Annotated in this window: 16 protein-coding genes; 6 read left to right on the top strand and 10 right to left on the bottom strand. The window is 72.3% G+C overall.

All coding sequences use genetic code 11. The annotated features are described in order from the left end of the window. Positions 1–20: 20 nt before the first annotated feature. From N8J89_RS09640 to N8J89_RS09655, 4 genes are all read right to left on the bottom strand, one after another. Positions 21–536 carry a hypothetical protein gene (locus N8J89_RS09640; RefSeq protein WP_283663986.1) on the bottom strand — a complete coding sequence of 172 codons (516 nt, stop codon included), beginning with the start codon at positions 534–536 and terminating at the stop codon, positions 21–23. Between the two features lie 17 nt (positions 537–553). Next, positions 554–1504, bottom strand: a complete 951-nt coding sequence (locus tag N8J89_RS09645; RefSeq protein ID WP_283663987.1) for an endonuclease/exonuclease/phosphatase family protein — start codon at positions 1502–1504, stop codon at positions 554–556. Between the two features lie 66 nt (positions 1505–1570). Further along, positions 1571–6154: an ATP-dependent helicase gene (locus N8J89_RS09650; RefSeq protein ID WP_283663988.1), complete on the bottom strand. Its 4584-nt coding sequence runs from the start codon at positions 6152–6154 to the stop codon at positions 1571–1573. Between the two features lie 544 nt (positions 6155–6698). Further along, positions 6699–7526, bottom strand: a complete 828-nt coding sequence (locus tag N8J89_RS09655; RefSeq protein WP_283663989.1) for a class I SAM-dependent methyltransferase — start codon at positions 7524–7526, stop codon at positions 6699–6701. Positions 7527–7590: 64 nt separating this feature from the next. Between N8J89_RS09655 and N8J89_RS09660 the strand changes: the two genes are divergently transcribed. Next, the gene (locus N8J89_RS09660; protein WP_283663990.1) at positions 7591–8157 is read left to right on the top strand and encodes a helix-turn-helix domain-containing protein; all 567 of its coding nucleotides are present in this window, start codon (positions 7591–7593) and stop codon (positions 8155–8157) included. 86 nt (positions 8158–8243) lie between these two features. After that, positions 8244–10490: an Hsp70 family protein gene (locus N8J89_RS09665; protein WP_283663991.1), complete on the top strand. Its 2247-nt coding sequence runs from the start codon at positions 8244–8246 to the stop codon at positions 10488–10490. Positions 10491–10530: 40 nt separating this feature from the next. Here the strand turns inward: N8J89_RS09665 and N8J89_RS09670 are convergent, their stop codons facing one another. From N8J89_RS09670 to N8J89_RS09685, 4 genes are all read right to left on the bottom strand, one after another. Further along, a complete protein-coding gene (locus N8J89_RS09670) occupies positions 10531–14226 on the bottom strand; it encodes a S8 family serine peptidase (protein ID WP_283663992.1) in 3696 nt (1231 codons plus the stop codon). Between the two features lie 166 nt (positions 14227–14392). Continuing rightward, entirely contained in the window at positions 14393–18097 is a 3705-nt protein-coding gene (locus N8J89_RS09675; RefSeq protein ID WP_283663993.1) for a S8 family serine peptidase, read from the bottom strand. Positions 18098–18211: 114 nt separating this feature from the next. Then, the gene (locus tag N8J89_RS09680) at positions 18212–19015 is read right to left on the bottom strand and encodes an aminotransferase class IV (protein ID WP_283663994.1); all 804 of its coding nucleotides are present in this window, start codon (positions 19013–19015) and stop codon (positions 18212–18214) included. 10 nt (positions 19016–19025) lie between these two features. Next, a complete protein-coding gene (locus N8J89_RS09685) occupies positions 19026–19622 on the bottom strand; it encodes a sigma-70 family RNA polymerase sigma factor (protein WP_283666132.1) in 597 nt (198 codons plus the stop codon). A gap of 317 nt (positions 19623–19939) precedes the next feature. On the opposite strand from N8J89_RS09685, the gene N8J89_RS09690 reads away from it, so the two are divergent. Both N8J89_RS09690 and N8J89_RS09695 read left to right on the top strand, forming a co-directional pair. Next, positions 19940–21097, top strand: a complete 1158-nt coding sequence (locus tag N8J89_RS09690; RefSeq protein ID WP_283663995.1) for an acyl-CoA dehydrogenase family protein — start codon at positions 19940–19942, stop codon at positions 21095–21097. Beyond that, positions 21094–22335: an MFS transporter gene (locus N8J89_RS09695; RefSeq protein ID WP_283663996.1), complete on the top strand. Its 1242-nt coding sequence runs from the start codon at positions 21094–21096 to the stop codon at positions 22333–22335. The genes N8J89_RS09690 and N8J89_RS09695 overlap by 4 nt, the downstream gene beginning before the upstream one ends. Here N8J89_RS09695 and N8J89_RS09700 read toward each other — a convergent pair. Continuing rightward, positions 22332–22466, bottom strand: a complete 135-nt coding sequence (locus N8J89_RS09700; protein WP_283663997.1) for a hypothetical protein — start codon at positions 22464–22466, stop codon at positions 22332–22334. The genes N8J89_RS09695 and N8J89_RS09700 overlap by 4 nt on opposite strands. Positions 22467–22505: 39 nt before the next feature. Here N8J89_RS09700 and N8J89_RS09705 point away from each other — a divergent pair, with 39 nt between their 5' ends. After that, positions 22506–22700 carry a DUF3046 domain-containing protein gene (locus N8J89_RS09705; RefSeq protein WP_252485842.1) on the top strand — a complete coding sequence of 65 codons (195 nt, stop codon included), beginning with the start codon at positions 22506–22508 and terminating at the stop codon, positions 22698–22700. Positions 22701–22750: 50 nt separating this feature from the next. Here N8J89_RS09705 and N8J89_RS09710 read toward each other — a convergent pair whose 3' ends face one another. After that, a complete protein-coding gene (locus N8J89_RS09710; RefSeq protein WP_283663998.1) occupies positions 22751–24577 on the bottom strand; it encodes a S8 family serine peptidase in 1827 nt (608 codons plus the stop codon). Positions 24578–24872: 295 nt separating this feature from the next. Here N8J89_RS09710 and N8J89_RS09715 point away from each other — a divergent pair, with 295 nt between their 5' ends. Further along, positions 24873–25832: a hypothetical protein gene (locus N8J89_RS09715; protein ID WP_283663999.1), complete on the top strand. Its 960-nt coding sequence runs from the start codon at positions 24873–24875 to the stop codon at positions 25830–25832. Positions 25833–25935: the final 103 nt, after the last annotated feature.

The raw sequence follows: 25935 nt of genomic DNA on the forward strand, positions 1-25935 counted from the left end.
GCGCTCGCCGCGTCCGGGGTTCAGCCCGTGGGCTGGACGTTCTGGCGGAGGTCGGGTGCCGTGGTCGGCGCGGGGAAGGTCAGCGGGCTGGCCTCCACGCAGGCGGTGGGGTTCGCGGCTCCGTCCGGGCGGCCCGGCTTGCCGAACTCCAGGGTGAAGCAGCGGGTGGCGGTGGCTTCCGGCGGGCCGGAGCGGCGGTCGCCCGTCATCCAGTTGCTGCGCCAGCCCTCTCCGGTGATCCGCACCAGCAGCGACACCCCGCCCAGCGCCCGTTCCACGCCCTCGGTGCGCAGCACCTGGACGCCGGCCTGCTCGGTGGCGAGCCGGGCGTGGTCGGTGACACCGGACAGGCGCAGGCGCGCCAGGTGGTCGCCGAGGGCGTTGGCCCGGCGGGTGGCGTCGGTCTCGGCGTTCTCCTGCGCGCCGGTGCCGTCGAACAGCCCGGTGAACAGCCACACCGGTACCGCCAGCAGCGCCGCGGCCACCCCGAAGATCGCCAACCCCCCGGCGACCGAACTGGTCCTGCGTATCCCCATGGGGAAATCTTGGCGGCTCAGGCGGTGAAGCGGAAGGTGCTCACCACCGCAGCGTGATCGGAGGTCCACTCGTTGTCGCCGTGGTGGGGCACCGGCTTCGGCGTGCCGACGACCACCGTGCGCGAGTCCAGCACCCGCAGCGACCCCTTGACGTCGATGAAGTCGATGCGGTCCTGGGGTTCCGGCTTACCCGCCTCGTCGTTCCAGGGGTAGACCGGGGACCAGGTGTTGCCGGGGCCGCGGGCCGGGTCGGGGTGCACGGCGCGGTAGGAGTCGGTCAGGCCTGCCTTGGCGACCTCCTTGGTGGTGGGCCAGTCGATGGTGTAACCGCAGTGGGACTTCCGGGTGGCCGCGGTCCAGTCCAGGTGCGAGGGCGTGTTGAAGTCACCGGCCAGGATCACCGGCGTGCGCTTGGCATCGGCCAGTTCCTCGCGCAGCTCGGCCAGGATGTCGCGGATCTCCTGGGGGCGCTGGGACTCCTCCTCTCGGCGCAGGATCTGCGCGGTGCTCATGCCCGCGTGGCAGGCGTCGTAGGGGCCGTACGGGGTGTAGTTCAGGTGCGCCGACCACACCACCGTCTCCTTGCCCTGGGGCAGCCGGATCCGGATTCCGGCTCCCTTGAGGGTTTTCCCGGTCGCGCTGGTCGGGGCGTACCTGGCGGTGATCGGGTACCGGCTGATCAGGCCGAGGCTGTAGCTGGCCTGGTAGTGGTGCCAGCCGAGCTCGGCCGCCAGTTCCTTGGCCGCGACGCTGTAACTCTCCTGCATGGCCACCACGTCCACGGCCTGCTCCCGAAGAAAGCGGACCTGCTTGGCGCGGTAGTCGTTGACCTTGGTGCCGCCGTACCAGAGGTTGACCGACATGACTTTCAGCTGTCCCGGCGCGGCGGGCGCCGCCACCGCGGGCACTGCGGCGCCCAGCGGCAGAACGGCACTGGTCAGCAGGGCGAGCAGTCTGGTGAGTCGCACCAGGGCACGCTGACAGCCGGAGGTGTCCGGCAGGCAGCCGCCGATCGACTGGCGGGTATCAGTTTTTCAGGCTCGTAGTCGTAGTCCCTTCGGTGTGGCCCGGAAACCGGCCTCGCGCAACACATCGGCCAGGTGCGAGGTCAACGCGACCTCGCCGTCGGCCCGCTGCACCGCGAGCTGCCCCAGCCAGCCGTCGTGCACCGCCTGGGCCAGTGCGGCCGCGGCGCTGCGCAACGCGCCGTCCTCGTCGGTGAAGGACAGCAGCGACCGCCCACCCCGCTCCACGTACAGCGCGGGCACCCCGTCGACGAGCACCGCCAGCGCACCGGCCTTGCGGCCAGGCCGGTGTTTGGTGTCGCCGACCGCGGCCGGCCAGGGCAGCGCGGCGCCGTAGGGCTGGGCCGGGTCGGCCGCGGCCAGCACCACGGCGATGGGCTGGCCGGGTAAGGGCTCGCCGCCGCGGGCGTTGGCGCGGAGCTGGTCCACCGCGCCGCGGACGGCGAACTGGGCCGCGCCAAGGCCGTCGACCACGTAGCCGCGGACCACCTGGCCGGAGTCCTCCATCGCGCGCAGCACCCGGTAGACCGCGCTGAAGCCGCCGGTGACCCGTTCGGTCTCCAGCGCGCCCCTGGTGAGCACGCCGTGGCGTTCCAGGAATGCCTCGGCGCGGGCGTGCGCGCGTCGGGTGGGATCGGTTGCCCTGGCGGGCACCAGGGTCCAGCGCCCGGCGGCGGTGGGCGGGCCGCCGCGACTGGGCAGGGCCGGACGGGCTGCGCGCAGGCGCGCGTAGCGGCCACGCGGGGTGCTCGCCCGGGGTTTGTGGGTGGCGCCGCGGCCCGCGACCAGGGCGCGCAGCGGCGTCAGGGTGTCGTTGCTGACCAGACCTGCCCACACCAGGTCCCACAGGGCGGCGAGCACCGCCTGGTCGTCGGGGGCCGGTTCCGCCTGGGAGAGCAGGACTTCGCCCGCTCGGTCGGCCAGCTGGCGGAAGAACAGCGCTCCTCCGTCCAAAGTGGACAGAACGGCGTTGTGCAGCGGGGTCGCGGGCGGGTCGTCCTCAGGATCGGGCAGCAGCAGGTCGGCCACCTCGGTGGGAGCCAGCACGAGCCAGCCGTCGCCCCCGGCCAGCGCGCCGCTGCCGGTCCAGGTGACCTCGCCGCTGGCGGTGAGCTGGTCGAGCAGCGCGGGGGAGTAGCCGGGCAACCGGGCGGGCAGGATCAGCGACTCCAGTGCGCTGGCCGGTAGTGGCACACCGGCCAGCTGCTCCACCACGGAGAGCACGTCGTCCACGGTCGGCGCGAACCGCATCCGCCGGGAGACCCCGTGCCAGGCGGGCAGGAATCGGCCCAGCGCGGCGGGTTCCACCGGTTCGACCTCGGCGCGCAGCCGGGCCAGCGAGGCCCGCCGGAGCCTGCGGAGCACGTCGGCGTCGCAGTACTCCAGGCCGCCGGCGGGCGCGTGCGCCTCGGCCAGCGGGCGCAACTCGCCCTTGACCAGGCGGCCGAGGCCGGTCTGGCGTTCCAGTACGGCGGTGACCACGGCCACGCCCAGTCCGAACCGGGCCGCGGCGTCGGCGGCGGTGAACGGGCCCCGGCCGCGGGCGTAACGGGACAGCAGGTCGCCGAGCGGATCGGGCACCGGCTCGGTGAACACCTCGGGCACACCCACCGGCAGGGCCGCGCCCAGCGCGTCCCTGACCCGGCCCGCGTCCTCGATGGCCAGCCACCGCGTCTCCCCGGCGATGCGCACCTGGATGGCCCGGCGGGTGGCGGCCAGCTCGGTCAGCCACGCCAGCTGGATACCGCGGGCGGCGGCCTCCTCGGTGGACAGGTCGCCGAGGAAGCGCAGCAGGTCGGCCGCACCCTCCAGGTCGCGGACCTGGCGGTCCGGGCTGAGGCGTTGCAGCTGCTGCTCGATCTCGGCGAGCACCTCGGGGTCGAGCAGTTCGCGGATCGCCTCCGCGCCGAGCAGTTCGGCGAGCAGGGTGGTGTCCAGGGACAGCGCGGCCGCGCGGCGTTCGGCCAGCGGCGCGTCGGTCTCGTAGAGGAACATGCCGACGTAGCCGAACAGCAGGCTGCGCGCGAACGGCGACGGCGAGGGGGTCTCGACCTCGACCACCTTGACCTTGCGCCCGCGCACCTCGGTCATCAGCGCGCGCAGGCCGGGCAGGTCGTAGACGTCCTGCACGCACTCGCGCATGGCCTCCAGCACCACCGGGAACTGCTCGTAGCGCGCGGCCACGGCCAGCAGCTGGGCCGAGCGCTGGCGTTGCTGCCACAGCGGGACCCGGCGTTTCGGGTCGCGGCGGGGCAGCAGCAGCGACCGAGCGGCGCACTCCCGGAACCGGGCGGCGAACAGCGCGGAGGAGCCCAGCTCGGCGACCACGACCTGTTCGACCTCCTCCGGGTCGAGCAGCACGTCCTCCGCGGTGGGCAGCACCTCCCCGCCATCGCTGTCCCAGGCGTCCGGCAACCGCAGCACGATCCCGTCGTCGGAATGCGCGACCTGTGCCTCCAGTCCGCGCCGCTCGCGCAGCCGGGCGGCCACCGCCAGCGCCCACGGCCCGTTGACCCTGGCCCCGAACGGGGAGTGCACCACCAGCCGCCAGTCGCCCAGCTCGTCCCGGAACCGCTCCACCACGATGGCCCGGTCGTTGGGCACGTGCCGGGTGGCCGCGCGCTGTTCGGCGAGGTAGCTCAGCAGGTTGTCGGTCGCCCACTCGTCCAGCCCAGCCGCCGTGGACCGCGCCCTGGCCGCCTGTTCGTCCATTGTGGACAGTTCGCGGACGAACTTGCCGAGCGCCCTGCCGAGTTCGAGTGGCCTGCCGGGGGAGTCGCCCTTCCAGAACGGCATCCGCGCGGGCTGGCCGGGCGCCGGAGTGACGATCACCCGGTCGTGGGTGATGTCCTCGACCCGCCAGGCGGAGGTGCCGAGCAGGAAGGTGTCGCCGACCCTGGACTCGTAGACCATCTCCTCGTCCAGCTCGCCGACCCGCGATCCGGAGCTCTCGGCACTGGCCGGGGTCATCACGGTGAACAGGCCGCGGTCGGGAATGGTGCCGCCGGAGGTGACCGCGAGCCGCTGCGCGCCTGGGCGACCGCGGAGCTCGCCGGTGATCCGGTCCCAGGTGATGCGGGCGCGCAGCTCGCCGAAGTCCTCGCTGGGATAGCGCCCGGCGAGCATGTCGAGCACGGCGTGCAGCGCCGAGTCGGGCAGCGCGGCGAACGGCGCGGCCCGCCGCGCCAGCGCGGCCACCTCGGGCACGGTCTTGGGTTCGAGCGCGACCATGGCCACGATGTGCTGGGCCAGCACGTCCAGTGGGTTGCGCGGGTACCGCACGGCCTCGATGGCGCCCTCGGCCATCCGTTCGGCGACCACCGCGCAGGCCACCAGGTCGCCGCGGAACTTGGGGAACACCACGCCCTTGGACACCGCGCCGACCTGGTGCCCGGCCCGGCCGACCCGTTGCAGCCCGGCGGCCACCGAGGGCGGCGCCTCCACCTGGACCACCAGGTCGACCGCGCCCATGTCGATGCCCAGTTCCAGCGAGGAGGTGGCGACCACGCAGGGCAGCACGCCGGACTTCAGCTCCTCCTCGACCAGGGTGCGCTGCTCCCGCGACATCGAGCCGTGGTGCGCCCGCGCGATCACCGGGTGCGCGCCGGTGGTCAGCCCGGACTGGCCGATCGCCTCGGCGGGGAACTCATCGAGCTCGACCCGGTCGTCGGGTTCGGTGGCGAGCTCGTTGAGACGGGCGGTGAGGCGTTCGGCCAGGCGGCGGGAGTTGGCGAAGACGATGGTGGACCGGTGCGCGCGGACCAGCCGCAGCACCCGCTCCTCCACCGCGGGCCAGATCGAGGTGCGCTTCTCCGCGCCCGCGGCCGACCCGCTGACCTCCCCGGTCGGCTCGCCGAGGGTGGACATGTCCGCCACCGGCACCTCGACCCTGACCTCGATCGTCTTGGGCGTCTTCGGCTGCACCACCTCGACCGGGCGGCCGCCGGCCAGGAAGGCGCTGACCTCCTCGATCGGCCGCACCGTCGCGGACAGCCCGATCCGCTGGGCGGGCGCCGCCAGCAGCTCGTCCAGGCGTTCCAGGGACAGCGCGAGGTGCGCCCCGCGCTTGCCGCCCGCCATCGCGTGCACCTCGTCCACGATCACCGTGTGCACCCCGCGCAGCGAGTCCCTGGCCGCTGAGGTGAGCAGCAGGAACAGCGACTCGGGGGTGGTGACCAGCACGTCAGGCGGTTTCCGGCCGAAGGCGCGCCGCTCGTCGGCCGGGGTGTCGCCGGTGCGCATGCCGACCGCGATCGCCGGTTCGGGCAGGTCCAGCCGGTGACTGGCCTGGCGGATGCCCGCGAGCGGTCCGCGCAGGTTGCGCTCCACGTCCACGGCCAGGGCTTTCAGCGGCGAGACGTAGAGGACCCGGCAGCGGCGGCGGGCGTCCTCTGGCGGTGGGTCGGTGGCCAGCCGGTCCAGCGCCCACAGGAAGGCGGCAAGGGTCTTGCCCGATCCGGTGGGTGCCACGACCAGGGCATGCTGACCAGCGGCGATGGCCCGCCAGGCGCCCAGCTGGGCCGCGGTGGGCTCAGCGAAGGCGCCCCGGAACCAGTCCCGGGTGGCGGGGGAGAACATCGGCAGGTCGGCCATGGCACCCATCCTCACCCCATACCCCGACAATCGGCCTAATCGGTTGTCCACAGGCCCCGGATCGGGGCGGAGTTATCCACAGGGCGGCGGGGTGCCGGTTGCGGGCCTGGGCCGGGGCGGCGCAGAGTGGCGTGGCCGGGAGCTCCGGCATCGCTCGGACCGCGAGGACCGGTTCGGAGGTGTCGCGGAGTCGAGGCTCGTGACGGGCGATGACGGCCGTGCGCGTGCTGTCGTCGGTGTGGTCAGGAGAGCGCTGGTTCGGTTCGGACGGGCAGCGCACCTGGGCGGACCGGCGGACCGGAGCAGTACCGGTGCGGACCGGGGCGTGGCCGTGACGGTCATGGACTGGATCGCCCACGCCCGTGTGGGCGGCCGGAGCGGCCGGAGCCGCGCTGGTTGGCCGCGTGCGCGACCGGCCGGGCCAGGTCCAGGCCGGGACCGGACCGGACCGGACAGGCCGGGTCCAAGCCGAGGCTGGCCCGGACTGTCCTGGGCCGGGGACTGGACCGGGTCGCGGTGTGGTCGCCGACGTGCCGCGGACCGGTTACGGCTTGCGGCCGTAGTGGACCGTTCGGGCGGTCAGGAAGAACAGGTCCTGGCGCTGGTCGACGCTCGCCGGGTCGGCCGGGTCGAGCAGGCGGTCCATGGTGGCGAGGTCCTCGGCGTCCAGGACCTCGGTGGCCATGTGGCGCTGGCGTTCCAGGCTGTGTCGGATGAACTGGCGATGGGAGGTGGACAACGGAGCTGGGTGATCGATCAGGAAGGTCTTGCTGCGAACCGCGGTCAGGCCGGCGTTGGCGAGCAGAGTCCGCCAGTCCTCGGCCACGGTGACCGAGCCGGGCAGGTCGGCGCGCATCGCGTTGAAGCGGTCGGCGATGGCCGCATCAAGGCGGGCGGCCAGGCCGGGACGGCCGAAGCCCAGGTCGCGCGGGAACGCGCGGATGGGCAGGCCGCCTTCGGTGATGGCCAGTTCGCCGCCGGGGTTGAGCAGCGCGGTGAGGCGGTTGAGCGCGTCCTGCTGGTCGCCCACGTGGTGCACGACCTGGCTGGACCACACCAGGTCGGCTGGGCCCAGCTCGGCCAGGCCGTCGGGGAACTCGGCGACCTGGGTGTGCAGGGTGACGCCCAGGCGCTTGGCGCGCTGCTCGGCGCGGTCCAGCAGGCCGGGGGCGCCGTCGACCGCGATCACGTCGGCCTCCGGGAAGGTCGCGGCGAGCTGACAGGCGGCCACGCCGGGGCCGCTGCCGATGTCCAGGACGCGGTTCGGGCTGAGGTGGCTGAGCTCGGCCAGGGCCTGCGTGACGTACGGGGCGTTGGTCTCGCCCTCGCGTTCCAGCAGGTCGGCCATGGCGGTCCAGTCGATGTCGGTCATGTCCTGACTGTGCGCGCCGAGGGGACAACTTGACAAACTTTGTTGCTGTTTCTGCAATAGGAACATGGACGATGTGCTTGCCGAGGTCGGCCCCCGGCTCAAACGGATCCGCCAGCAGCGCAGGTGCACCCTGGCCGCGCTGTCCGAGACCACCGGCATCTCGGTCAGCACGCTGTCCCGGCTGGAGTCCGGGCAGCGCAAGCCCAGCCTCGAACTGCTGCTGCCGATCGCGCACGCGCACCAGGTGCCACTGGACGAGCTGGTCGGGGCGCCGCCGGTGGGTGATCCGCGGGTGCGGCTCAAGCCGGTCCGGCACGGCGACCGCACGGTGGTGCCGCTGACCCAGCAACCGGGCGGGCTGCAGGCGTACAAGATGGTCATCGGCGTCAGCCAGAGCGAGCCGGACCCGCGCACGCACGAGGGCTACGAGTGGCTGTACGTGCTCGCCGGGAAGCTGCGGCTGGTGCTGGCCAACCACGACGTGGTGCTCAAGGTCGGCGAGGCCGCCGAGTTCGACACCCGGCTGCCGCACTGGTTCGGCAGCACCGGCGAGGCGCCGGTGGAGATCCTCAGCCTGTTCGGCCCGCAGGGCGAGCGCATGCACGTCCGGGCCAAGCCGCGCGGGGACTGACACCCCTCAATTAGGGGATCCGCCCACGTTGCTCCGTTCGGACATGGCAGCATCAGCCTCCGCTGAAGGAAGGCGAGGGGAGAGCTGTGCGCGTCCTGTCCGTTGACCTGGGCACGTCCAACACCGTGGCGGTGCTGTCCGCACACGGCCTGCCGCCGCGGGTCATCGAGGTGGACGGTTCCGCGACCATGCCCTCGGCGGTCTACGCCAACGAGGACGGCACCCTGCTGGTCGGCCGGGACGCCGAACGGCAGGCGCGGCTGGACCCGTCCCGGTTCGAGCCGAACCCGAAGCGGCGGATCGACGAGACCACGCTGCTGCTGGGCACCGACGTCATCACCGTCACCGACGCGCTGGCCGCGGTGCTGGAGCGGGTGGCCAAGGAGACCGCGCGGCAGCTCAACGGCGTGCTGCCGGACGAGGTGCGGCTGACCCACCCCGCGCAGTGGGGCTCGGTGCGGCGCAACGCGCTGATCTCCGCGGCCCGGCTGGCCGGGCTCGGGCCGAACCTGGTGCTGGTGCCGGAACCGGTTGCCGCGGCCGCGCACTTCGCCTCCTTCCCGGACCGCGAGCTCAGTCCCGGGCAGGCGCTGGCCGTCTACGACCTGGGCGCGGGCACCTTCGACGTCGCCGTGGTCGGGGTCACGCCCACCGGGTTCACCGTGCTCGCCGAGGACGGCCTGCCCGACCTCGGTGGCCTGGACGTCGACCACGCGCTGCTGGTGCACGTCGGCCGCGAGGTCTCCTTCCGCGACCCCGGTCGCTGGCAGCGGCTGCTGCGCCCGGAGTCCACCGCGGACCGCCGCGCGCGCCGCACCCTGCTGGAGGACGTGCGCGAGGCCAAGGAGGCGCTGTCCCGGCACCAGCAGACCGAGGTGCCGATGCCGGAGGAGTTCTCCGACGTGCTGGTCACCCGGACTGAGCTGGAGGCGCTGATCCGGCCCAGCCTGCTGCGCAGCGTGGACGTGCTGGCCAAGACGATCCAGCGCGCGGGCATGGCTCCGGAGCAGCTGGCCGGGATCTACCTGGTCGGCGGGTCCAGCCGGATTCCGTTGGTGGCGCAGCTGATCGCCGACCGGCTGCGGGTGGTGCCGGCGAGCCTGGACCAGCCTGAGACCGCGGTCGCCAAGGGCGCGCACGACGTGCCGCAGGACGACAACCCGCTGCGCACCCAAGACGTGGCGGCCGCGACGGCCCAGGGCGCGCACGCCGCGGACGGGCAGGCGCAGGACGGGTACGCCCAGGCCGGGCAGAGCGCGGCGGGACACGGCCAGGCAGGGCACGGCGCAGCAGGGCAGGGTGCGGCGGGACACGGCCAAGCGGCGTACGACCAGAGCGGGCAAGGCCAGGGCGCGTACGACCAGGCGGCCCACGGTCTTCACGCAGCGCACGGGCAGGCGGCGCAGGGCACGCAGACCCCGCCGGGCCTGTACTCGCCGCAGGACGTCCACGCGACGGGCGGCTATGCGCCGGGCGGCCATGCGGCAGGCGCCCACGCGACGGGCAGCCACGCGACAGACGGTCACGCGACGGGCAGCCATGCGACAGGGAGCCACGCGACGGGGAGCCACGCGACGGGCAGTCACGTGGCGTGGGGCGGGCAGTCGCCGTATGCCGCGCAGTCTGGTGCCACACCGGCCGCTGGACTGTCGAACCAGTCGCAGTACCCGGGGCAGCAGCAACCTTACGGCTCGCAGCAGCAGTACCCGGGTGGTTATCCACAGGGGTACCAGCAAGCGCAGCAGGGTGCGGGCAAGAAGAAGAACAAGACGTTGCTGATCGGGATCGCCGCGGCGGTGGTGGTCGTGGTGGGCGTGGTGTTCGGGATCATCGCGCTGAGCGGGTCGAGCCTGCCCAGCGCGCAGGACTGCCAGGCGGTCGGCACGGCCGATGACAAGGGGTTCACCGACTGCACGCGTCAGCTCGCGGGCGCGGTGGCCGACAGCGCGAAGTGCGCCAAGGGCGCTGGGTCCAGCAACCTGCCTGCCGAGATCACCAAGCTGGTCGGGGCGCAGGCCAGTTGCAGTCTCACCGCGGACGGGCAGCAGGTGCAGGTGATCTACCAGCACGCCTCCTCCCAGCAGTCGGCCGACCTGGCCGCGGCCTTGACCAAGCAGCTCGCGGGCAAGGGCGAGAAGGTCGAGGCCCAGTGGGAGGGCAATGGTCTCAAGGGGCGGTACTCGGCCGCGGTGAACAACAACACCGGCTGGGTGGTGTTCACCGTGGAGGGGCGGCCGCTGTTCGGTGTGGTCAACCTGAGCGGCAAACCGGGCAGCGCCAACGCGATGGCCGACCTGTTCGAGCAGAAGATCCAGCCCGGCACCACCAGCTGAGGCGGCGACGTCCCTTGACCGGGACGCCGCCGCGTCGTACTCAGCCGATCTCGTAGGCCTTCAGCACCGTCTGCTCGACCGTGCGGCTGCCGTCGACGGCCTTGGCGCGCAGGGACACGAAGCCCTTGGCCGGGTTGCGCACGGTCACCGTCCAGCCTGCCCCGGTCTTGTCGACCTTGGCCTGCTGCCAGGTGGCGCCCTCGTCGGTCGAGTAGTCCACGGCGAGGCTGGTCGCCTCACCAGGGCCGTCCTGCCGCGGCACGGTGACCGGGATGGCGAAGTCCCGGTCGCCGGGCGCCAGGTTGCGCAGGTCGACCGGTGGCGCGTACCGCACGCTCAGCAGGGACAGCGGCGCGGTGGCCGCATTGGGCTGCGGGAAGGTCCAGGTGGCGCTGATCTTCGTCGAGGTGCGCCACCAGGGGGCGTCCCTGGTCACGTCGGCGACCAGGCGGTATCCCTGGGACACGCCCCTGGCGAACACGCCGCGGCCGGGCGCGTTGTGCCGGCCGATCTCCTGGCCGTTGCCGTCGTAGAGCGTGGTGGTGCCCTTGTCCAGGCTCCAGCCGGGGCCAGCCTCCCTCGGGTGCCCTGCCGCGTCGGACCACCAGGGCACGATCACGTCGATCTTGTCGTTCTTCGCCCAGGCCCACGGGTGGTCCTTGCCCAGCTCGTTGCTGGTGGTGCCGACGAAGCCGGGGCCGTTGACCGCCTTGTTCCACTCCTGGCGGTAGGACTTGCCCGCCTCCAGCCGCAGCCTGCCCAGCAGGTGGCCCGACTCCGCCCGGTAGCTCCTGACCGCCAGCTCCCAGTCGCCGGGGGTGAAGTGCTCGACCCGCTCGGCCGAGGCCACCGCGGCGCTGCTCCACTCCGCGCCGATGCGGCCGACGGGAGTGTCCACAGTGGCCTCCACGCTGGGCGGTTCGGTCGCGCCGTAGCCGTAGTAGGCGTTGGTCACCGCGGCCAGGTCGGCCGTCCTGACCTGGTGGTCGAGCTTGGCGGGAACCTTGCCGGTGGCGGGGAAGGCCAGCTCGTAGCGGTGTTTGCTGGACAGCCGCCAGGTCAGCGACACCGCTGCGCCGGTCTTGGCGTGCTGGACCAGCTTCGGCCCGTGGCTGCCGTAGAGGACCAGCGCGGGCAGCTCGTCCTGATCCGCCGCGGCTGCCCGGCCGCGCAGGCTCGCCCCGTCGTCGAGGGCGATCGCGGCGGCCTTGCCACCGGCGGCCTTGACGTTCGCGACGCGCTGGAGCGCCTCCTGGTAGCTCGTGCCGTTGGGCATGCTGATCACCACGAACTTGCCCTTGGCGTCCACCTTCGCCAGGTCCGCCGCCGTGCCGCTACCCGCGTGGACCGAGGCCAGCTTGACCTCGAGCGGTTCCTGCGGGGAGCCGAAGGCCCAGCGTGCGTCCAGTTCGCTCCGCTGCGCGCCCTCGGTGAACAGTTCCAGGCCGGGCTCGGTCAGCTGGGCGGTGTTGGCGTAGCCGAAGGCGGGGGAGCTGATCCCGGGGGTGGAGTAGCTGGAGACGTGCGCGAACCGGGGGTCCGCCTGCACGCCGGCGGAGAAGTGCTCGCCGGTGTCCTTGATCCGCAGGCGCATCTGCGCGAGCACGGTGCCGCCACGCGCGGCCGGTTGGTCAGTGCTGATCTTGACCTGCTTGGCCTGCCGGGCGTCGAAGTTCAGCGCGGTCGCCTTGGTGATCTTCACTTCGGGATTGGCGAAGGTGGCGACGGAGGGTTCGGCGCCGGGGCGGGGCGTGTGCACCCAGCCCATGACGCTGTAGGTGCCCGGTGGCACGCGGGCGCCGGTGCCGGGCGCGATGGACAGGTTCAGCCCATCCTGTTGCCGCACCAGGAAGATCTGGCCGTCGGCAGGGGTGGCGGGTGCGCCGTCCTGCCGCAGGACCTTGGTGCTGACGTCGTAGTGCTCGCCCTCCTCGTGCGCGCCGACCAGGGAGCGCACGGTGGTGGTGCCGTCGGTGGCGGTGAGCACGCCGCCGTAGCTGCCCTGGTTGGCCGTGCGCGGGGTCAGCGTGATGGTGACGGCGGCCTGGCCACCAGCGGGGATGGTGAGCGTGTTCGCGGACAGCTTGGCCAGGGCGGCCGGAGCGGGCGCGCCCGCGGTGTCGGCCAGGTCCAGCTTGAGGTTCAGCGTCAGCGGGGTGCTGCCCGGGTTGGTGTAGGTCACCGTGCGGGTCTGCGTCGTGGTGCTGGGCCACTTCAGGAAGGCGTTGACCGCGCTGGGCGAGGCCAGCACCTTGGCGGCGACCGCCTTGGCCAGGTCCATCCGGCCGCCGCCGACGGCGAAGACGCCGTTGCCGGAGACCGGGACCGAGGTGGAGACCAGTGCCGACTTGAGCTGCTCGGCGGTCCAGCCCGGGTGCTGCTGGGCCAGGATGGCCGCGCCGCCCGTGACGTGCGGGGCGGCCATGGAGGTGCCGGATGCCTTGGTGTAGCGGTCGTTCACCGGTTCGCCCATGGTGGTGCCGGTGGCGCGGGCGGCCACGATGTCGCTGCCGGGCGCGGAGATCTCCGGCTTGACCGCCCCGTTGCCTGCCCGCGGTCCCTGGCTGGAGAACTCCGAGCGGCTGCCGGACTTGGTCACGCTGCCGACGGTCAGGGCCAGGTCCGCGGCCCCGGGAGAGCCGATCGAGCCGGACGAGCCCGAGTTGCCCGCGGAGATCACGAACAGCGCGTTGTGCTTGCGGCTCAAGGTGTTCACCGCCTGTGACAGCGGGTCATCGCCGTCGGTGGGGCCGCCGCCGAGGCTCATGTTGATGACCTTGGCCTTGACCTCGGCCGCGGCCCACTCCATCCCGGCCAGCACGGCGTCGAAGGTGCCCCGGCTGTCGTCGCCGAGCACCTTGCCGATGGCCAGGTCGGCCTCCGGGGCGACGCCCTTGAGCTTGCCGCCGTCCGCGGCTCCGGTGCCGACCGTGGTGGCGGCGACGTGGGTGCCGTGGCCGTTGCCGTCCTTGACGTTGCCCTTGCCGCTGAAGTCCTTGCTGTGCTTGACCTTCCCGGCGAGGTCCGGGTGCGTGTCGTCGACGCCGGTGTCCAGCACGGCCACCGTGACGCCCTTGCCGGTGAACCCGGCCTGCCACGCGGCGGGTGCGCCCACCTGCGGCACGCTCTGGTCGAGCGAGGCGGAAACCTTGCCGTTGAGCCAGATCTTGCGCGCGCCACCGGACAATGCGGCTGGACCCTGGTGGGTGAGCTCGCGCCAGAAGTCGGTCGCGCTCGCCTTCTTCTCTGCCACCGCGGCCAGTCCCAGTCCGGGCAGCTCGCGCTGGGCGGTCGTGCCGGGAAGTTCGCGGGACCGGCCGGTGAGACCGCCCTCGGGATACTGCACCAGCAGCGGCACGGTGTCGCTGCGCGCGTCGTCGTAGCCCTGCCGGATCAAGCCGGTGATGTTGAACAGCTCGCGGTCCAGCAGCCCCTCGGCGACCAGGCGGGTGGCCCGGTCCGGCACCAGGTACCAGTCGGTGCGGCCGTGGCGGGTCACCGGGAACTGCTGGAAGGCAAACGGAGTTCCGCCTCGCACCGGGTCGACCGTCAGCCGCCACCGGCCGTCGGCTCGCTGGGTCGCGCGCACCCGGTCCCCGGTGAGCAGGGTGACCTGGTGCCCGCCGGCGCCGCCCGGCGCGTGCTCCGGTGCGGCGGCGGATGCCGGTGCGACGGTCAGCGTTGCGGCGGTGGCCATGGTCATCAGACCGGCCAGCGCCCGTGTTCTTCGGTTCATCGTGGACCCTTCATCAGGAACGGGCATGGCAGCCCGCTCCGTCTGTTGCCGTTGCCCCGAAGGTGTTCCGCTTTTTCCTACGACCGGCCGACAAGGCACTGTGGGTTGACACAGAAAGGCGGCGCCCCGCTTCCGGGACGCCGCCTCCTTCTGCTATCCGAGCGGATCAGCCGATCTCGTAGGCCTTGAGCACGGTCTGCTCCACCTTGCTGGACCCGTCGGCGGCCTTGGCCCGCAAGGACACGAAGCCCTTGGCCGGGTTGCGCACCGTCGCCGTCCAGCCCGCCTCGGTCTTGTCCACCTTGGCCTGCTGCCAGGTGGCGCCGTCATCCACCGAGTAGTCCACGCTCAGGCTGTCCGGCTGGGCCGGGCCGTCCTGCCGCGGCACGGTCACCGGGATGGCGAACTCACGGTCGCCGGGGGCCACGTTGCGCAGGCTCACCGGCGGCGCGAACCGCACGGTGTACAGCGGCAGCGGCCCGGCCTCCACCCTGGGCGCGGCGAAGGTCCACACCGAGCTGACCTTCGTGGAGGTGGTCCACCACGGCGCGTCCCTGCTGACGTCGGACTCCAGCCGGTACTCCTGCGCCCTGGGCCGGACGAACACGCCGCGGCCGGGCAGGTTGTGCCGCGCCACCTCCTGGCCGTCGGCGAACAGCGTCGTGCTGCCCTTGTCGATCTCCCAGCTCGGGTCGGCCACCCTGGGGTGCCCGGCCGCGTCGGACCACCAGGGCACGGTCACGTCGAGCAGGTCGCCCTTGATCCAGGCCCACGGGTGGTTCTCGCCGAGGGTGCTGCTGGTGGTGCCGTGGAACGCGGGCCCGTTGACCGCCTTGTTCCACTCGTGCCGGTAGGACTTGCCCGCCTCCAGCTTCGCCTTGGCGATCAGGTCGCCGGAGGCGCCCCACCAGCCGCCGACGCTGAGGTCCCAGTTGCCGGGGGTGAAGTACTCGACCCGTTCGGCGGAGGCCACGCCCTCGGTGAAGCTCTGGGTGCTGATCCAGCCGCTGGGCGTCTGGTAGTAGCCGCCGATGATGGGCGGCTCGTTCCGGCTGTAGCCGTAGTAGACCGAGGTCACCGTGGCCAGCTCGGCGGGCTTGGCCTGGTACTCCAGCTTGGCCGGGACCTTGCCCGCGGCGGGGTAGGCCAGCTCGTAGCGGAACTTGCTGCCCTTGCGCGCGATCAGCGACACCTGGCCGCCGGTCTTGGCGAACTCGGCCAGCTTCGGCCCGTACTGGCCGAAGGCCCGCACCGAGGGCAGCACCGCCGGATTCTCCTCCTCGGCGAGCTTGGCTGCCGCGCGGAAGGGCTGCTCGTCGCTGACGTAGAGCCCGGCGACCAGGCCACCGGCCGCCTTGATGTTGCGGATCCGTTGGTACACCTCGTCATAGGTGGTCTGGCCGGGCAGGCCGATCACCACGAACTTGCCCTTGGCGTCGACCTTGGCCAGCTCCTCCACCGTGCCGCTGCCCGCGTACACCGACGGCAGCTTGGTGTTCATCGGATCGTCGGCGGAGCCGCGCAGCCAGCCGACGGCCAGCTCCTGGCGTTGCGCGCCTTCGGTGAACAGCTCCAGCTCCGGCTCCTCCAGCCGGAGGTTGTTGGCGAAGCTGAACGACGGGGAGCTGACCCCTGCGGTGGAATAGGCGGAGAAGTGGGAGAACTGCGGGTTGAGGAACCAGCCGAAGCTGTGCGTCTGCCCGGTGTCCTTGATCTGCTGCCGCATCTGCGCCAGCCAGGAACCACCCCGCGCGGCCGCCTGGTCGGTGCTGACCTTGACCTGCTTGGCCTGCCGGGCGTCGAAGCTCACCGTGGCCGACTTGCTGATCTTCACCACGGGGTTGGCCACCATCGCGATGGTCGGCTCGCCGTCCGGCCGGGGTGTGGTGATCGAGCCGATCGCGCTGTAGGTGCCGGGCGGCACCCTGGCGCTGCCGCCGGGCGGCATCCGGTAGGCCTCGCCGTCCTGGTGGCGGGTCAGGGTGACCTGGCCGTTGTCCGCGGTGCCGGGCTTGCCGTCCTGCAACAGGACCTTGGCGGTGACGTCGTAGTGTTCGCCCTCCTCGTGCGCGCCGACCAGCGAACGCACCGTGGTGGTGCCGTCGGTGGCGGTGAGCACGCCGCCGTAGCTGCCCTGCTTGGCCGCGCGCGGGGTCAGCGTGAGCGTCACCGAGGCCTGACCGCCGGCGGGCACGGTCACCGAGTTCGCGGACAGCTTGGCCAGGTTCGCCGGAGCCGGCGCGCCCGCGGTGTCGGTCAGGTCCAGCTTCAGGTTCAGGGTGAGCGGCGCGGTGCCCGGGTTGCTGTAGGTCACCGTGCGGGTCTCTGCCTTGGTGCTGGGCCACTTCAGGAACGCGTTGACCACGCTCGGCCCGGCCAGCACCTTGGCCGCAACCGCCTTGCCCAGGTCCATCCGGCCGCCGCCGACGGCGAACACGCCGCTGCCCGCGACCGGGACCGAGGTGGACACCAGCGCCGACTTCAGCTGCTCGGCGGTCCAGTCCGGGTGCTGCTGGGCCAGGATCGCCACTCCACCGGCCACGTGCGGAGTGGCCATCGAGGTGCCGGATGCCTTGGTGTAGCGCTCGTTCACCGGCTCACCCATCGCGGTGCCGGTGGCGCGGGCGGCCACGATGTCGCTGCCGGGCGCGGAGATCTCCGGCTTCACCGCGCCGTCGCCGACGCGCGGACCCTGGCTGGAGAACTCCGAGCGGCTGCCGGACTTGGTCACGCTGCCCACGGTCAGCGCCAGGTCGGCGCTGGACGGGCTGGACACCGAACCGGGCGAGCCGTAGTTGCCCGCGGCGATCACGAACAGCGCGTTGTGCTTGCGGGTCAACGTGTTCACCGCCTGCGCCATCGGGTCGCTGCCGTCGGTCGGGCCGCCGCCCAGGCTCATGCTGATGACCTTGGCCTTGACCTCGCCCGCGGCCCACTCCATGCCCGCGATGATGTCGTCGAACTGGCCGCTGCCGTTGTCGTTGAGCACCTTGCCGACCGCGAGGTCGGCCTCCGGGGCGACCCCCTTGAACTTGCCGCCCTCGGCCGCGCCCGAGCCCACGGCGGTCGCGGCCACGTGCGTGCCGTGCCCGTCGCCGTCCTTGACGTTGCCCTTGCCGCTGAAGTCCTTGCTGTGCTTGACCTTCCCGGCCACATCGGGGTGCGTGTCGTCGATCCCGGTGTCCAGCACCGCGACCGTGACGCCCTTTCCGGTGAACCCGGCCTGCCAGGCAGCCGGTGCGCCGACCTGCGGCACGCTCTTGTCCAGCGAGGACTTCACCTTGCCGTTGAGCCAGATCTTGCTGGCCCCACCGGCCAGCGCGGCCGGGCCCTGCTGGGTCAGCTCACGCCAGAACTCGGTCGCCGCCGCCTTCTGCCCGTCCACCGCGGCCAGGTTCAGGCTGGGCAGCTCACGTTGCGCGGTGACGCCCGGCAGTGCCGCGGCACGGCGGGTGGCCGCGGCCTCCGGGTACTGCACCAGCAGCGGCAGCACCTTGCTGCGCGCGTCGTCGTAGCCGTGCCGGATCAGGCCGGTGATGTTGAACAGCTCGCGGTCCAGCAGCCCCTCGGCCAGCAGCCGCTCGGCCCGCTCCGGCACCAGGTACCAGTCGGTCTGGCCCTCACGGGTGACCGGGAACTGCCGGAAGCCGAACGACGTTGAGCGTTGTGCCGGGTCGACGTTGAGCTGCCAGCCGCCGTCGGCGCGCTGTGCCGCGCGCACCTTGTCGCCGGTGATCAGGGTGACCTGGTGCTGCGTGCCCGCGCCGGGTGCGGGGGCGGGTGCCGCGGTGGCCTGTGGCGAGACCGCCAGCGTGGCGCTCGCGGTGGCCAGCGCCACCAGCCCGGCCAACGTCCGTGATCTTCGGTTCATCTCGTTGGACCCCTCGGTAGGAACGGGGGCAGGAAGGAAGCCCCTTTTCCTTAGTGGCCGAAACCTGGTGAGAGTTCCACTTTTTCGTGCGATCCACCGACAACGATCGGCGGGTCAGACCTCATCCCAGGGAGCGAGCTCGTAGGCCCGGCGGAGCAGATCCATGAGCTCGGCGTCCACCGCGAACTCGACCTCGTCGATGCTGCTCAGGGCACGGGCGCCGGTGGGCGCGTTGGTGAAGAAGGCGGCCCGGAAACCGGGCAGCTGAGCCGGTTCGACCGGCCGGTCCAGCTCGGGCACGCCCAGCTCGGCCAGACCGCGGCGCAGCAGCTGGTAAGCGATGCCGGGCAGCACGGCCGCCGCCGGCCACACCACGTGCTCGCCGTCGAAGAGGCCGAGGTTCCAGATCGAGCCCTCGCTGAGCCTGCCGCGCTCGTCCAGGAACACCACGTCCTGATAGCCGTCCAGCCGGGCCAGCCGCTGCTGCTGGAACAGGCCGAAGGTGCCCACGTGCTTGAACTCCGGCGCGTCCCTGGAGTACCGCGCGGTGCGGGTGCGCAGGGGAGTGGTCACTGGCTCCGGCGCGGGGCGGATGAGCACCAGCACCCTCGGCTCGATCGGCGCGCCGAGCCCGTCCCAGGTGAGCGCGGCCGGGAAGACGTTGATCCTGGCGCTGACCGGGCCGGACAGGCCGGAGAGTGCCTGCCGCAGCAGCGCGCGGACCCGGTCGAGGTCCAGGGTGGTGCCGAACAGCGCGCTGGTCGCCGCGCCGAGCCGGGCCAGGTGCAGGTCGAGGCCGCGCACCCGGCCGTCCACCGCGGTCATGCCGGTGAAGTGGCCGTAGTTGACCGTGGTCGTGGTCAGCAGCTGCTCTACCGTGGCCGGTTGTCCGTCGATCTCGGCACGCAACACGCTCATGCCGCCGAGATTAGGGCGAGGGGCGCTTCGACCTGGTCAGCAGGGTGCGCAACCGGCTGATCGCCCGGTGCTGGGCCACCCGCACCGCGCCCGGCGTGGACCCGACCGTGCTGGCGGTCTCCTCGGCGGACAGCCCCACCACCACGCGCAGCACCAGGATCTCCCGCTGCTTCGGCGGCAGCACGTCCAGCAGCTTGCCCATCTCCGTGGACAGCTCGCGGTAGAGCGCCTGCTGCTCCGGCCCGCCCTCGGTGATCACGGTGTCCGGCACCTCGGGCACCGGCTCGGAGATGTTGCGCGCGGCGTGCCGGTAGGCGTCGGCCACCTTGTGCCCGGCGATGCCGTAGACGAAGGCCAGGAACGGGCGGCCCTGCGAGCGGTAGGTGGGCAGCGCGGTCAGCACCGCCAGGCAGACCTCCTGGGCCACGTCGTCGGCGGAGGCGAAGGAACGCTCCTGGCGACCGATCCGGGTGCGGCAGTAGCGGACCACGATCGGCCGGATGTAGCCGAGCAGCCAGGACACCGACTGCCGGTCCCCCGCGATGGCCGCGGACACCACCCCGTCGAGCTCGGCGTCCCTGGACTCCGGTCGGACCGGGGTGAAGATGGCGGACGTGCGCTTGGCGATGTCCCGGCGTAGCACCCCACCGAGTCCCCCTAGGGAATGCGCCTGTGCGGACACTGTGTCGTCCCCTCTCTAGTCGCCCCAGCCGACACGGATTCCTGCGTTCGGACGAACTCTTGCTTCAACTTTCGACTTGTTCTGTGACGCAACGCACGGTGTGACGGGGACGGAGACGGAATGTGATGTCGCCGGGCCAAACCGTTACCTGAATGGCGGTCTTCGGTTGCCCGTTCGGTCGCCCACCGCGAGTGATCCACTGAGCGGTTCCGCCGGGCAGAACCCCATGTCACGATCGAGGCATGGAGCGTCAGCTGTACGGGGACGAGCACGAGGCGTTGCGGGCGACGGTGCGGGAGTTCCTGGCCAGGTCCGTGCTGCCGCACCACCAGCAGTGGGAGCGGGACGGCATCGTGGCGCGGGAGGTGTGGGAGGAGGCCGGGAAGCTCGGCCTGCTCGGCATCGACATGCCGGAGCGCTACGGCGGCGGGGGCGAGCCGGACTACCGCTTCTACGCGGTGCAGGACGAGGAGGTGGTGCGGGCCGGGGCCTCCGGGCTGGGCTTCGGGCTGCACAACGACATCGTCGGGCCCTACCTGCGCGAGCTGACCACCGAGGAGCAGAAGCAGCGCTGGCTGCCGGACTTCTGCGCGGGCAGGCTGATCACCGCGATCGCCATGAGCGAGCCCGGCGCGGGCTCTGACCTGCAGGGCATCCGCACCCACGCGCGGCGGGACGGCTCGGACTGGGTGCTCTCCGGGGCCAAGACCTTCATCACCAACGGCATCCTGTCCGACCTGGTCATCGTGGTCGCGCGCACCGACCCGGCGGCCGAGGGCAGCAAGGGGCTGAGCCTGCTCGCGGTGGAGCGGGGCATGCCGGGGTTCGAGCGCGGGCGGAACCTGGACAAGATCGGGCAGAAGGCGCAGGACACCGCCGAGCTGTTCTTCGACGAGGTGCGGGTGCCCGCGGCGAACCTGATCGGCGAGCAGAACCGCGGCTTCTACCACCTGATGCGGTTCCTGCCGCAGGAACGGCTGTCCATGGCGGTCGGCTCGGCCGCGGCGGTGCGCGCGATGCTCGACCTCACCGAGGACTACGTGCGCGAGCGCAAGGCCTTCGGCCGCGCCATCGGCGCCTTCCAGAACACCCGGTTCGAGCTGGCCGAGATGGAGACGCAGTACTGGGTCACCCAGACCTTCGTGGACCGCTGCGTGCTGGACCTGGTCGCGGGCCGGCTCACCGCGGAGGACGCGGCCATGGCCAAGTGGTGGGCCACCGACATCGACCGCAGGGTGGCCGACCGCTGCCTCCAACTGCACGGTGGCTACGGCTACATGAGCGAGTACCCGATCTCCAAGTACTTCCTGGACGGCCGGGTGCAGGCGATCTACGGCGGCACCAACGAGATCATGAAGGAGATCATCGGCCGGTCGCTCCGGCTGGACGGCAAGCGGTGACCCCGGTCGCCGCCCAGCGCCGGGTGCTCGGGGTGCTGACCGCGACCCAGGTGCTCGGCGCGGGCGGGGTGGCCGCCGGGGTGGCGGTGAGCGCGCTGGCCGGGGCCGCGCTCTCCGGCAGCGCGGCGGTCGGCGGGATGGCCGCGACCGCCTCCACCATCGGCTCGGCGCTGCTCGCGGTGCCCGCGGCCAGCCTGGCGCAGCGGCGCGGACGGCGGCCGGCGCTGGTGCTGGGCTACGGGACCGGCGTGCTCGGCTCGGTGCTGGCGGTGCTCGCGCTGGTGCTGGGCAGTTGGCCGCTGCTGCTCGGCGCGCTGGTGCTCTTCGGCGGCGGCGCGATGGCCGGACTCGCCGCCCGGTACGCCGCCACCGACCTCGCGCTGCCGGCACGCCGGGCGCGGGCGCTGTCGGTGGTGGTGTGGGCCAGCACCGCGGGCGTGCTGGTCGGTCCGAACCTGGCCGGACCCGCCGGGCAGGTGGCCGGTGAGCTCGGGCTGCCCGCGGCGGCGGGGGCGTACCTGGTGGCGGCGCTGGTGTTCCTGGCCGCCGCGCTGTGCGCCGGCCTCGGCCTGCGCCCCGACCCGCTGGTGCTGGCCAGGTCCTTCGCGCCGGCCGGGGTGAGCTGCCCGGCGCACGGCGGCGCGCCGGTGGTGCCGCCGGGGGCCTGGTCGGCCTGGCGGCACCTGCGTGGGCAGGCCGGGCTGGCGCTGGCCGGGATCGTGCTCTGCCACGCGGCCATGGTCGGCCTGATGGCGATGACCCCGGTGCACCTGGACCACGGCGGCCACTCGCTGGCCGTGGTCGGCGTGGTGATCAGCCTGCACGCGGCCGCGATGTACGTGGCCAGCCCGGTCTTCGGCTGGCTGGCCGACCGGCACGGCCGGGTGCCGGTCCTGGGACTCGGCGCGGCCCTGGTGGTCGCCGCGGCCGGCATCGCGGGCACCGCGGCCGGGCAGGACGCGCCACAGCTCGCGCTGGCCCTGACCGTGCTGGGGTTCGGCTGGTCAGCGGGCGTGGTCGCGGGGTCGGCACTGCTCACCGAGAGTGTGCCCGCCGCCGAGCGGCCCGCCGTGCAGGGCCTGTCGGACCTGCTGATGAACGCCGGTGGCGCCTGCGGCGGGGTGCTGGCCGGGGTGCTGGTGACCGCCGGGTCCTACGCCGCGCTCGGGCTGGTGGTCGGCTTCGCCGCGCTGCCGCTGCTGGTGGTCTGCGCGCTCACCGCGCTGCGACCGGCCTAGTCCTCGTCGCGGCCGCGCGAGTTCCGCAGGTAGCGCAGGTAGAGCACGATCATGGCCACCAGCGCGCCGATGGTCGCGATGGTGGCGATCGGGGAGGACAGACCGGTGGGGTCGTCGCCGAAGTCGAACACGCGCCGAGCCTACCGGCCGGGGCCGTAGTCTGGTCCCCGATGAGAAACACGGTGTTCCGCAGTCTGATGGCCGAGGAGTTCGGCGAGGTCCGCGCCGACATGCTGGCTCGTGACCACGTCTTCTCCGCACTCGGCGGCCGGACCCCGAACCAGGCGCTGGACGCGGGATTCCCGGCCAAGCAGGTGTGGCGCGCGGTGTGCGAGGACTTCGACGTGCCGCCAGAACGGCGCTGACCCGCCCGGAGCAGGGACCGGGCGGGTCAGCATTCACCTCAACCGGGTGGTCAGAAGGTCAGGCTCCAGGAGTCGATCTTGCCGGTGTCGTAGCTGGCGACGTCCTGCACGCGCAGCTTCCAGGTGCCGTTGGCGACCTCGCTGGAGGCGTTCACGGTGTAGGTGGCCAGCACGTCGGCCGCCGAGTCACTGGCCGAGGAGCGCTTCAGCGGGTAGACGGTGCCGTCCGGGGCGAGCAGGTCGACCACCAGGTCGCCGCGGAAGGTGTGCTTGATGTCCACCGCGACCTTCAGCGCGCTGGAGGCGTTGCCGGTGCGACCGCTGACGGTGATCGCGGAGGTCACCGCGGCGCCGCGGTCCGGGATGGCCACGTCCTCGGTGTTGCTGAAGGTGCCGGCCGGCGGGGGAGTGGTGCCGCCGACCGCGGCCACCGTCTTGGTGGCATCGGCCAGGCCCGCGCCGCAGCCGCCGGTGCAGGTGCCGGGCAGCGCCCGCGCGTTGTCCTTGATCAGCTGCTCCACCGAGGCCGGGGTCAGCGCCTTGTCCTTGCCCACCATCAGCGCGGCCAGGCCGGCGATGTGCGGGGCGGCCATGCTGGTGCCCTGGTACGGCTCGTAGTTCTCCGCGCCGGGGGTGCTCGCGCCGTTGTTCAGCGTGGCCCAGATGCCGTTCTCCGGGGTGGTGATGGTGCCCGGGGTGTCGTTGGCCCTGCGGGTCTCGCCGCCCGGCGCGGCCACGTCGATCTTGGCGCCGTAGTTGGAGTACCAGGTCCGGTTGCCCTCACGGCTGCTCGCGGCGACCGAGATGACGTTGTTGCAGCTGGCCGGGGTGTAGCCGGAGACCTCGTCGTTGCTGTTGCCGGCGGCCACGACCACCGTGGTGCCGCGGGAGACCGCGGCGTTGATCGCGTTCTGGTAGGTGCTGGAGCAGCTGGACTTGCCGCCCAGGCTCATGTTGATGACCTTGGCCGGGTTCTGGTTGGCCGGCACGCCGGTGACCGAGCCGCCGGAGGCCCAGTTGATCGCGTCGGCGATGTCGGAGGTGGCGCCGCCGCACTTGGCCAGCACCCGGATCGGCTGGATCTTGGCGTTGTAGGCGATGCCCGCGATGCCCTTGCTGTTGCCGGTGCTGGCCGCGATGGTGCCCGCCACGTGCGTGCCGTGCCAGCTGGAGTCGGTGTCCTTGGCCGGCACCGGCTGGCCGCTGGCGTCGGTCCCGCACTCGCCGCGCTTGACCCAGTCACCCTCGTCGGCCGGGTTGCTGTCCCGGCCGTTGCCGTCCCTGGCGCGGGCGGCGTCGGCCACGAAGTCGTAGCCGCTGACGATGTTGCCGGCCAGGTCGGAGTGCGCGACGTAGCCGGTGTCGATCACCGCGACGGTCACGCCGGTGCCGGTGGCGGAGTCCCAGGCGCCCGGCACGTTCATGCCGGCGTTGGCCTCGAACAGGTCCCACTGCCGGTGGTACTCGGTGTCGTTGGGCGCGGCCAGCGGCTGCATCATCAGGTCGGGCTCGACGTAGGCGACCTTCGGGTCGGCCCGGAACTCCTCGATGGTGCGCGCGGCCTCGGCCTTGGTGGTCTTGCCACCGAGGTCGACCACGGCCGCGCCGGTGGACATCCGGCGGTGCAGCCGCAGGTCCTTGCCGACCTTCGCGGCCTTGCCCCGGGCGTCGCTGGCGGCCGCGTCGTCGGAGCTGGCCTCCAGCGAACTGGACTGGTAGCCCACGATCAGTCGCTCGAACGGGCGCTCGGTCACCGGCTGGCTGGGCTGGGCGCCGCTGGGGGCGGCCTGGGCGGTCACGGGCAGCAGCATCAGGCTGCTGACGAGGGCGGCGGGCACGGACGCCGTGGCCAGCGCCGTGCGGAACACACGGTTCACAGGGGCTTCCTTCCAAAGCAGGGGACTCGGAAGGTAGGCATTGGTGTGATCGCAGGCACAGGGTTCGCGGCGGCTGTTTTACGTCAGCACCGTGTTCACGCCATTACTCGGTCACGTTTCCGTCATCAGCTGACTACGATGCGTTCACGACCTGCGGCGAATGGTCTAACCGATTGCCGACCTGATGGCCGCACAGTCGGATAATCACTTGAATACCGGTGAGCCGGACAATCGGCTTCGACAGTGCCTTTTCGCTTTCCGGGAGTCACAATGACCGGCACAGGCGGGAGGTCGAGTGTTCGCAAACCTCGGGGTCGACCCGGCCCAGTCGGCGGTCTACGAGCTGCTGCTGCGCGGCGGCACGAGCAGCGCCGCGGAGTTGGCCATGGCCGGGTCGGAACGTGATCCGCGCAGGTTGGCCGAGGTGCTGCTGGAGCTGGAGAGCCGCGGCCTGGTCCGCAGGGTGACCGGTGCGACGCCCCGCTGGTGCGCGGTCGCGCCCGATCTCGCGGTGGAGCTGCTCATCGCCGACCGGGAGAACGAGCACCGCCGCGCCCGCGCCGGGACCGCCCGGCTGATGGAGCTCTACCGGCAGTCCGGCAACGGTTGTCCGGATGACGACTCCATTGTCGAGGTGGTGAAGGGCGCGGATGCCGCGCTGTCCCAGTGGCGGGCCCTGTTGCTCAGTGCCAGGGACGAGGTCCGCGTTCTCGACAAACCGCCTTATCTGTCCCATTCCGAGGAGTTCATCGGGCTGGAGAACGACAGCAGCGAACGCGATGTCTGCTGGCGCGTGGTCTATGAAAGGTCCAGTTTTGAGCTGCCGGGGCGGCTGGCGGAGGTGCTGAGCCTGGTGGCCGGCGGCGAGAAGGCCAGGGTCACCCCGGACCTGCCGTTCAAGCTGGGCCTGGTGGACCGGCGCGGCGCGGTGCTGCCGGTGGTCGGCGCGACCGGCATCGACAGCGTGCTGGTGATCCGCCCGTCGCCGCTGCTGGACGTGCTGCACTCCACCTTCGACCTGTACTGGGACCGGAGCATCCCGTTCACCGGCGCGGCCGCGGCCGAACCCGAGCCGGAGGTGGACCCGCAGCTGCTCGCGCTGCTGGCCGCCGGGCTGACCGACGAGAGCATCGCCCGGCAGCTGGGCATGGCGCCGCGGACCGCGCAGCGCCGGGTCCGGCAGCTGATGGACCGGTGCGGCGCGCAGACCCGGTTCCAGGCCGGCGTGCAGGCGATCCGGCACGGCTGGCTCTGACGCCCTCAAGTGTGGCCGCGGCCTGGTCGAAACCCTCTCGGGGCGCGGCACCGTACCAGGCGGCGTGTCGGTTTTCGGATCGAACACCTGTTCGGTTAGCCTG

Origin of the sequence: Crossiella sp. CA-258035 (assembly GCF_030064675.1) — a bacterium.
Lineage (GTDB): Bacteria > Actinomycetota > Actinomycetes > Mycobacteriales > Pseudonocardiaceae > Crossiella.

Excerpts from the sequence above, each read along its gene's own strand:
- N8J89_RS09680 (WP_283663994.1), bottom strand. The coding sequence starts at position 19,015 with ATGAGCGTGTTGCGTGCCGAGATCGACGGACAACCGGCCACGGTAGAG.
- N8J89_RS09640 (WP_283663986.1), bottom strand. The coding sequence starts at position 536 with ATGGGGATACGCAGGACCAGTTCGGTCGCCGGGGGGTTGGCGATCTTC.
- N8J89_RS09705 (WP_252485842.1), top strand. The coding sequence starts at position 22,506 with ATGAGAAACACGGTGTTCCGCAGTCTGATGGCCGAGGAGTTCGGCGAG.
- N8J89_RS09655 (WP_283663989.1), bottom strand. The coding sequence starts at position 7,526 with ATGACCGACATCGACTGGACCGCCATGGCCGACCTGCTGGAACGCGAG.
- N8J89_RS09650 (WP_283663988.1), bottom strand. The coding sequence starts at position 6,154 with ATGGCCGACCTGCCGATGTTCTCCCCCGCCACCCGGGACTGGTTCCGG.
- N8J89_RS09675 (WP_283663993.1), bottom strand. The coding sequence starts at position 18,097 with ATGAACCGAAGATCACGGACGTTGGCCGGGCTGGTGGCGCTGGCCACC.
- N8J89_RS09690 (WP_283663995.1), top strand. The coding sequence starts at position 19,940 with ATGGAGCGTCAGCTGTACGGGGACGAGCACGAGGCGTTGCGGGCGACG.
- N8J89_RS09670 (WP_283663992.1), bottom strand. The coding sequence starts at position 14,226 with ATGAACCGAAGAACACGGGCGCTGGCCGGTCTGATGACCATGGCCACC.
- N8J89_RS09660 (WP_283663990.1), top strand. The coding sequence starts at position 7,591 with ATGGACGATGTGCTTGCCGAGGTCGGCCCCCGGCTCAAACGGATCCGC.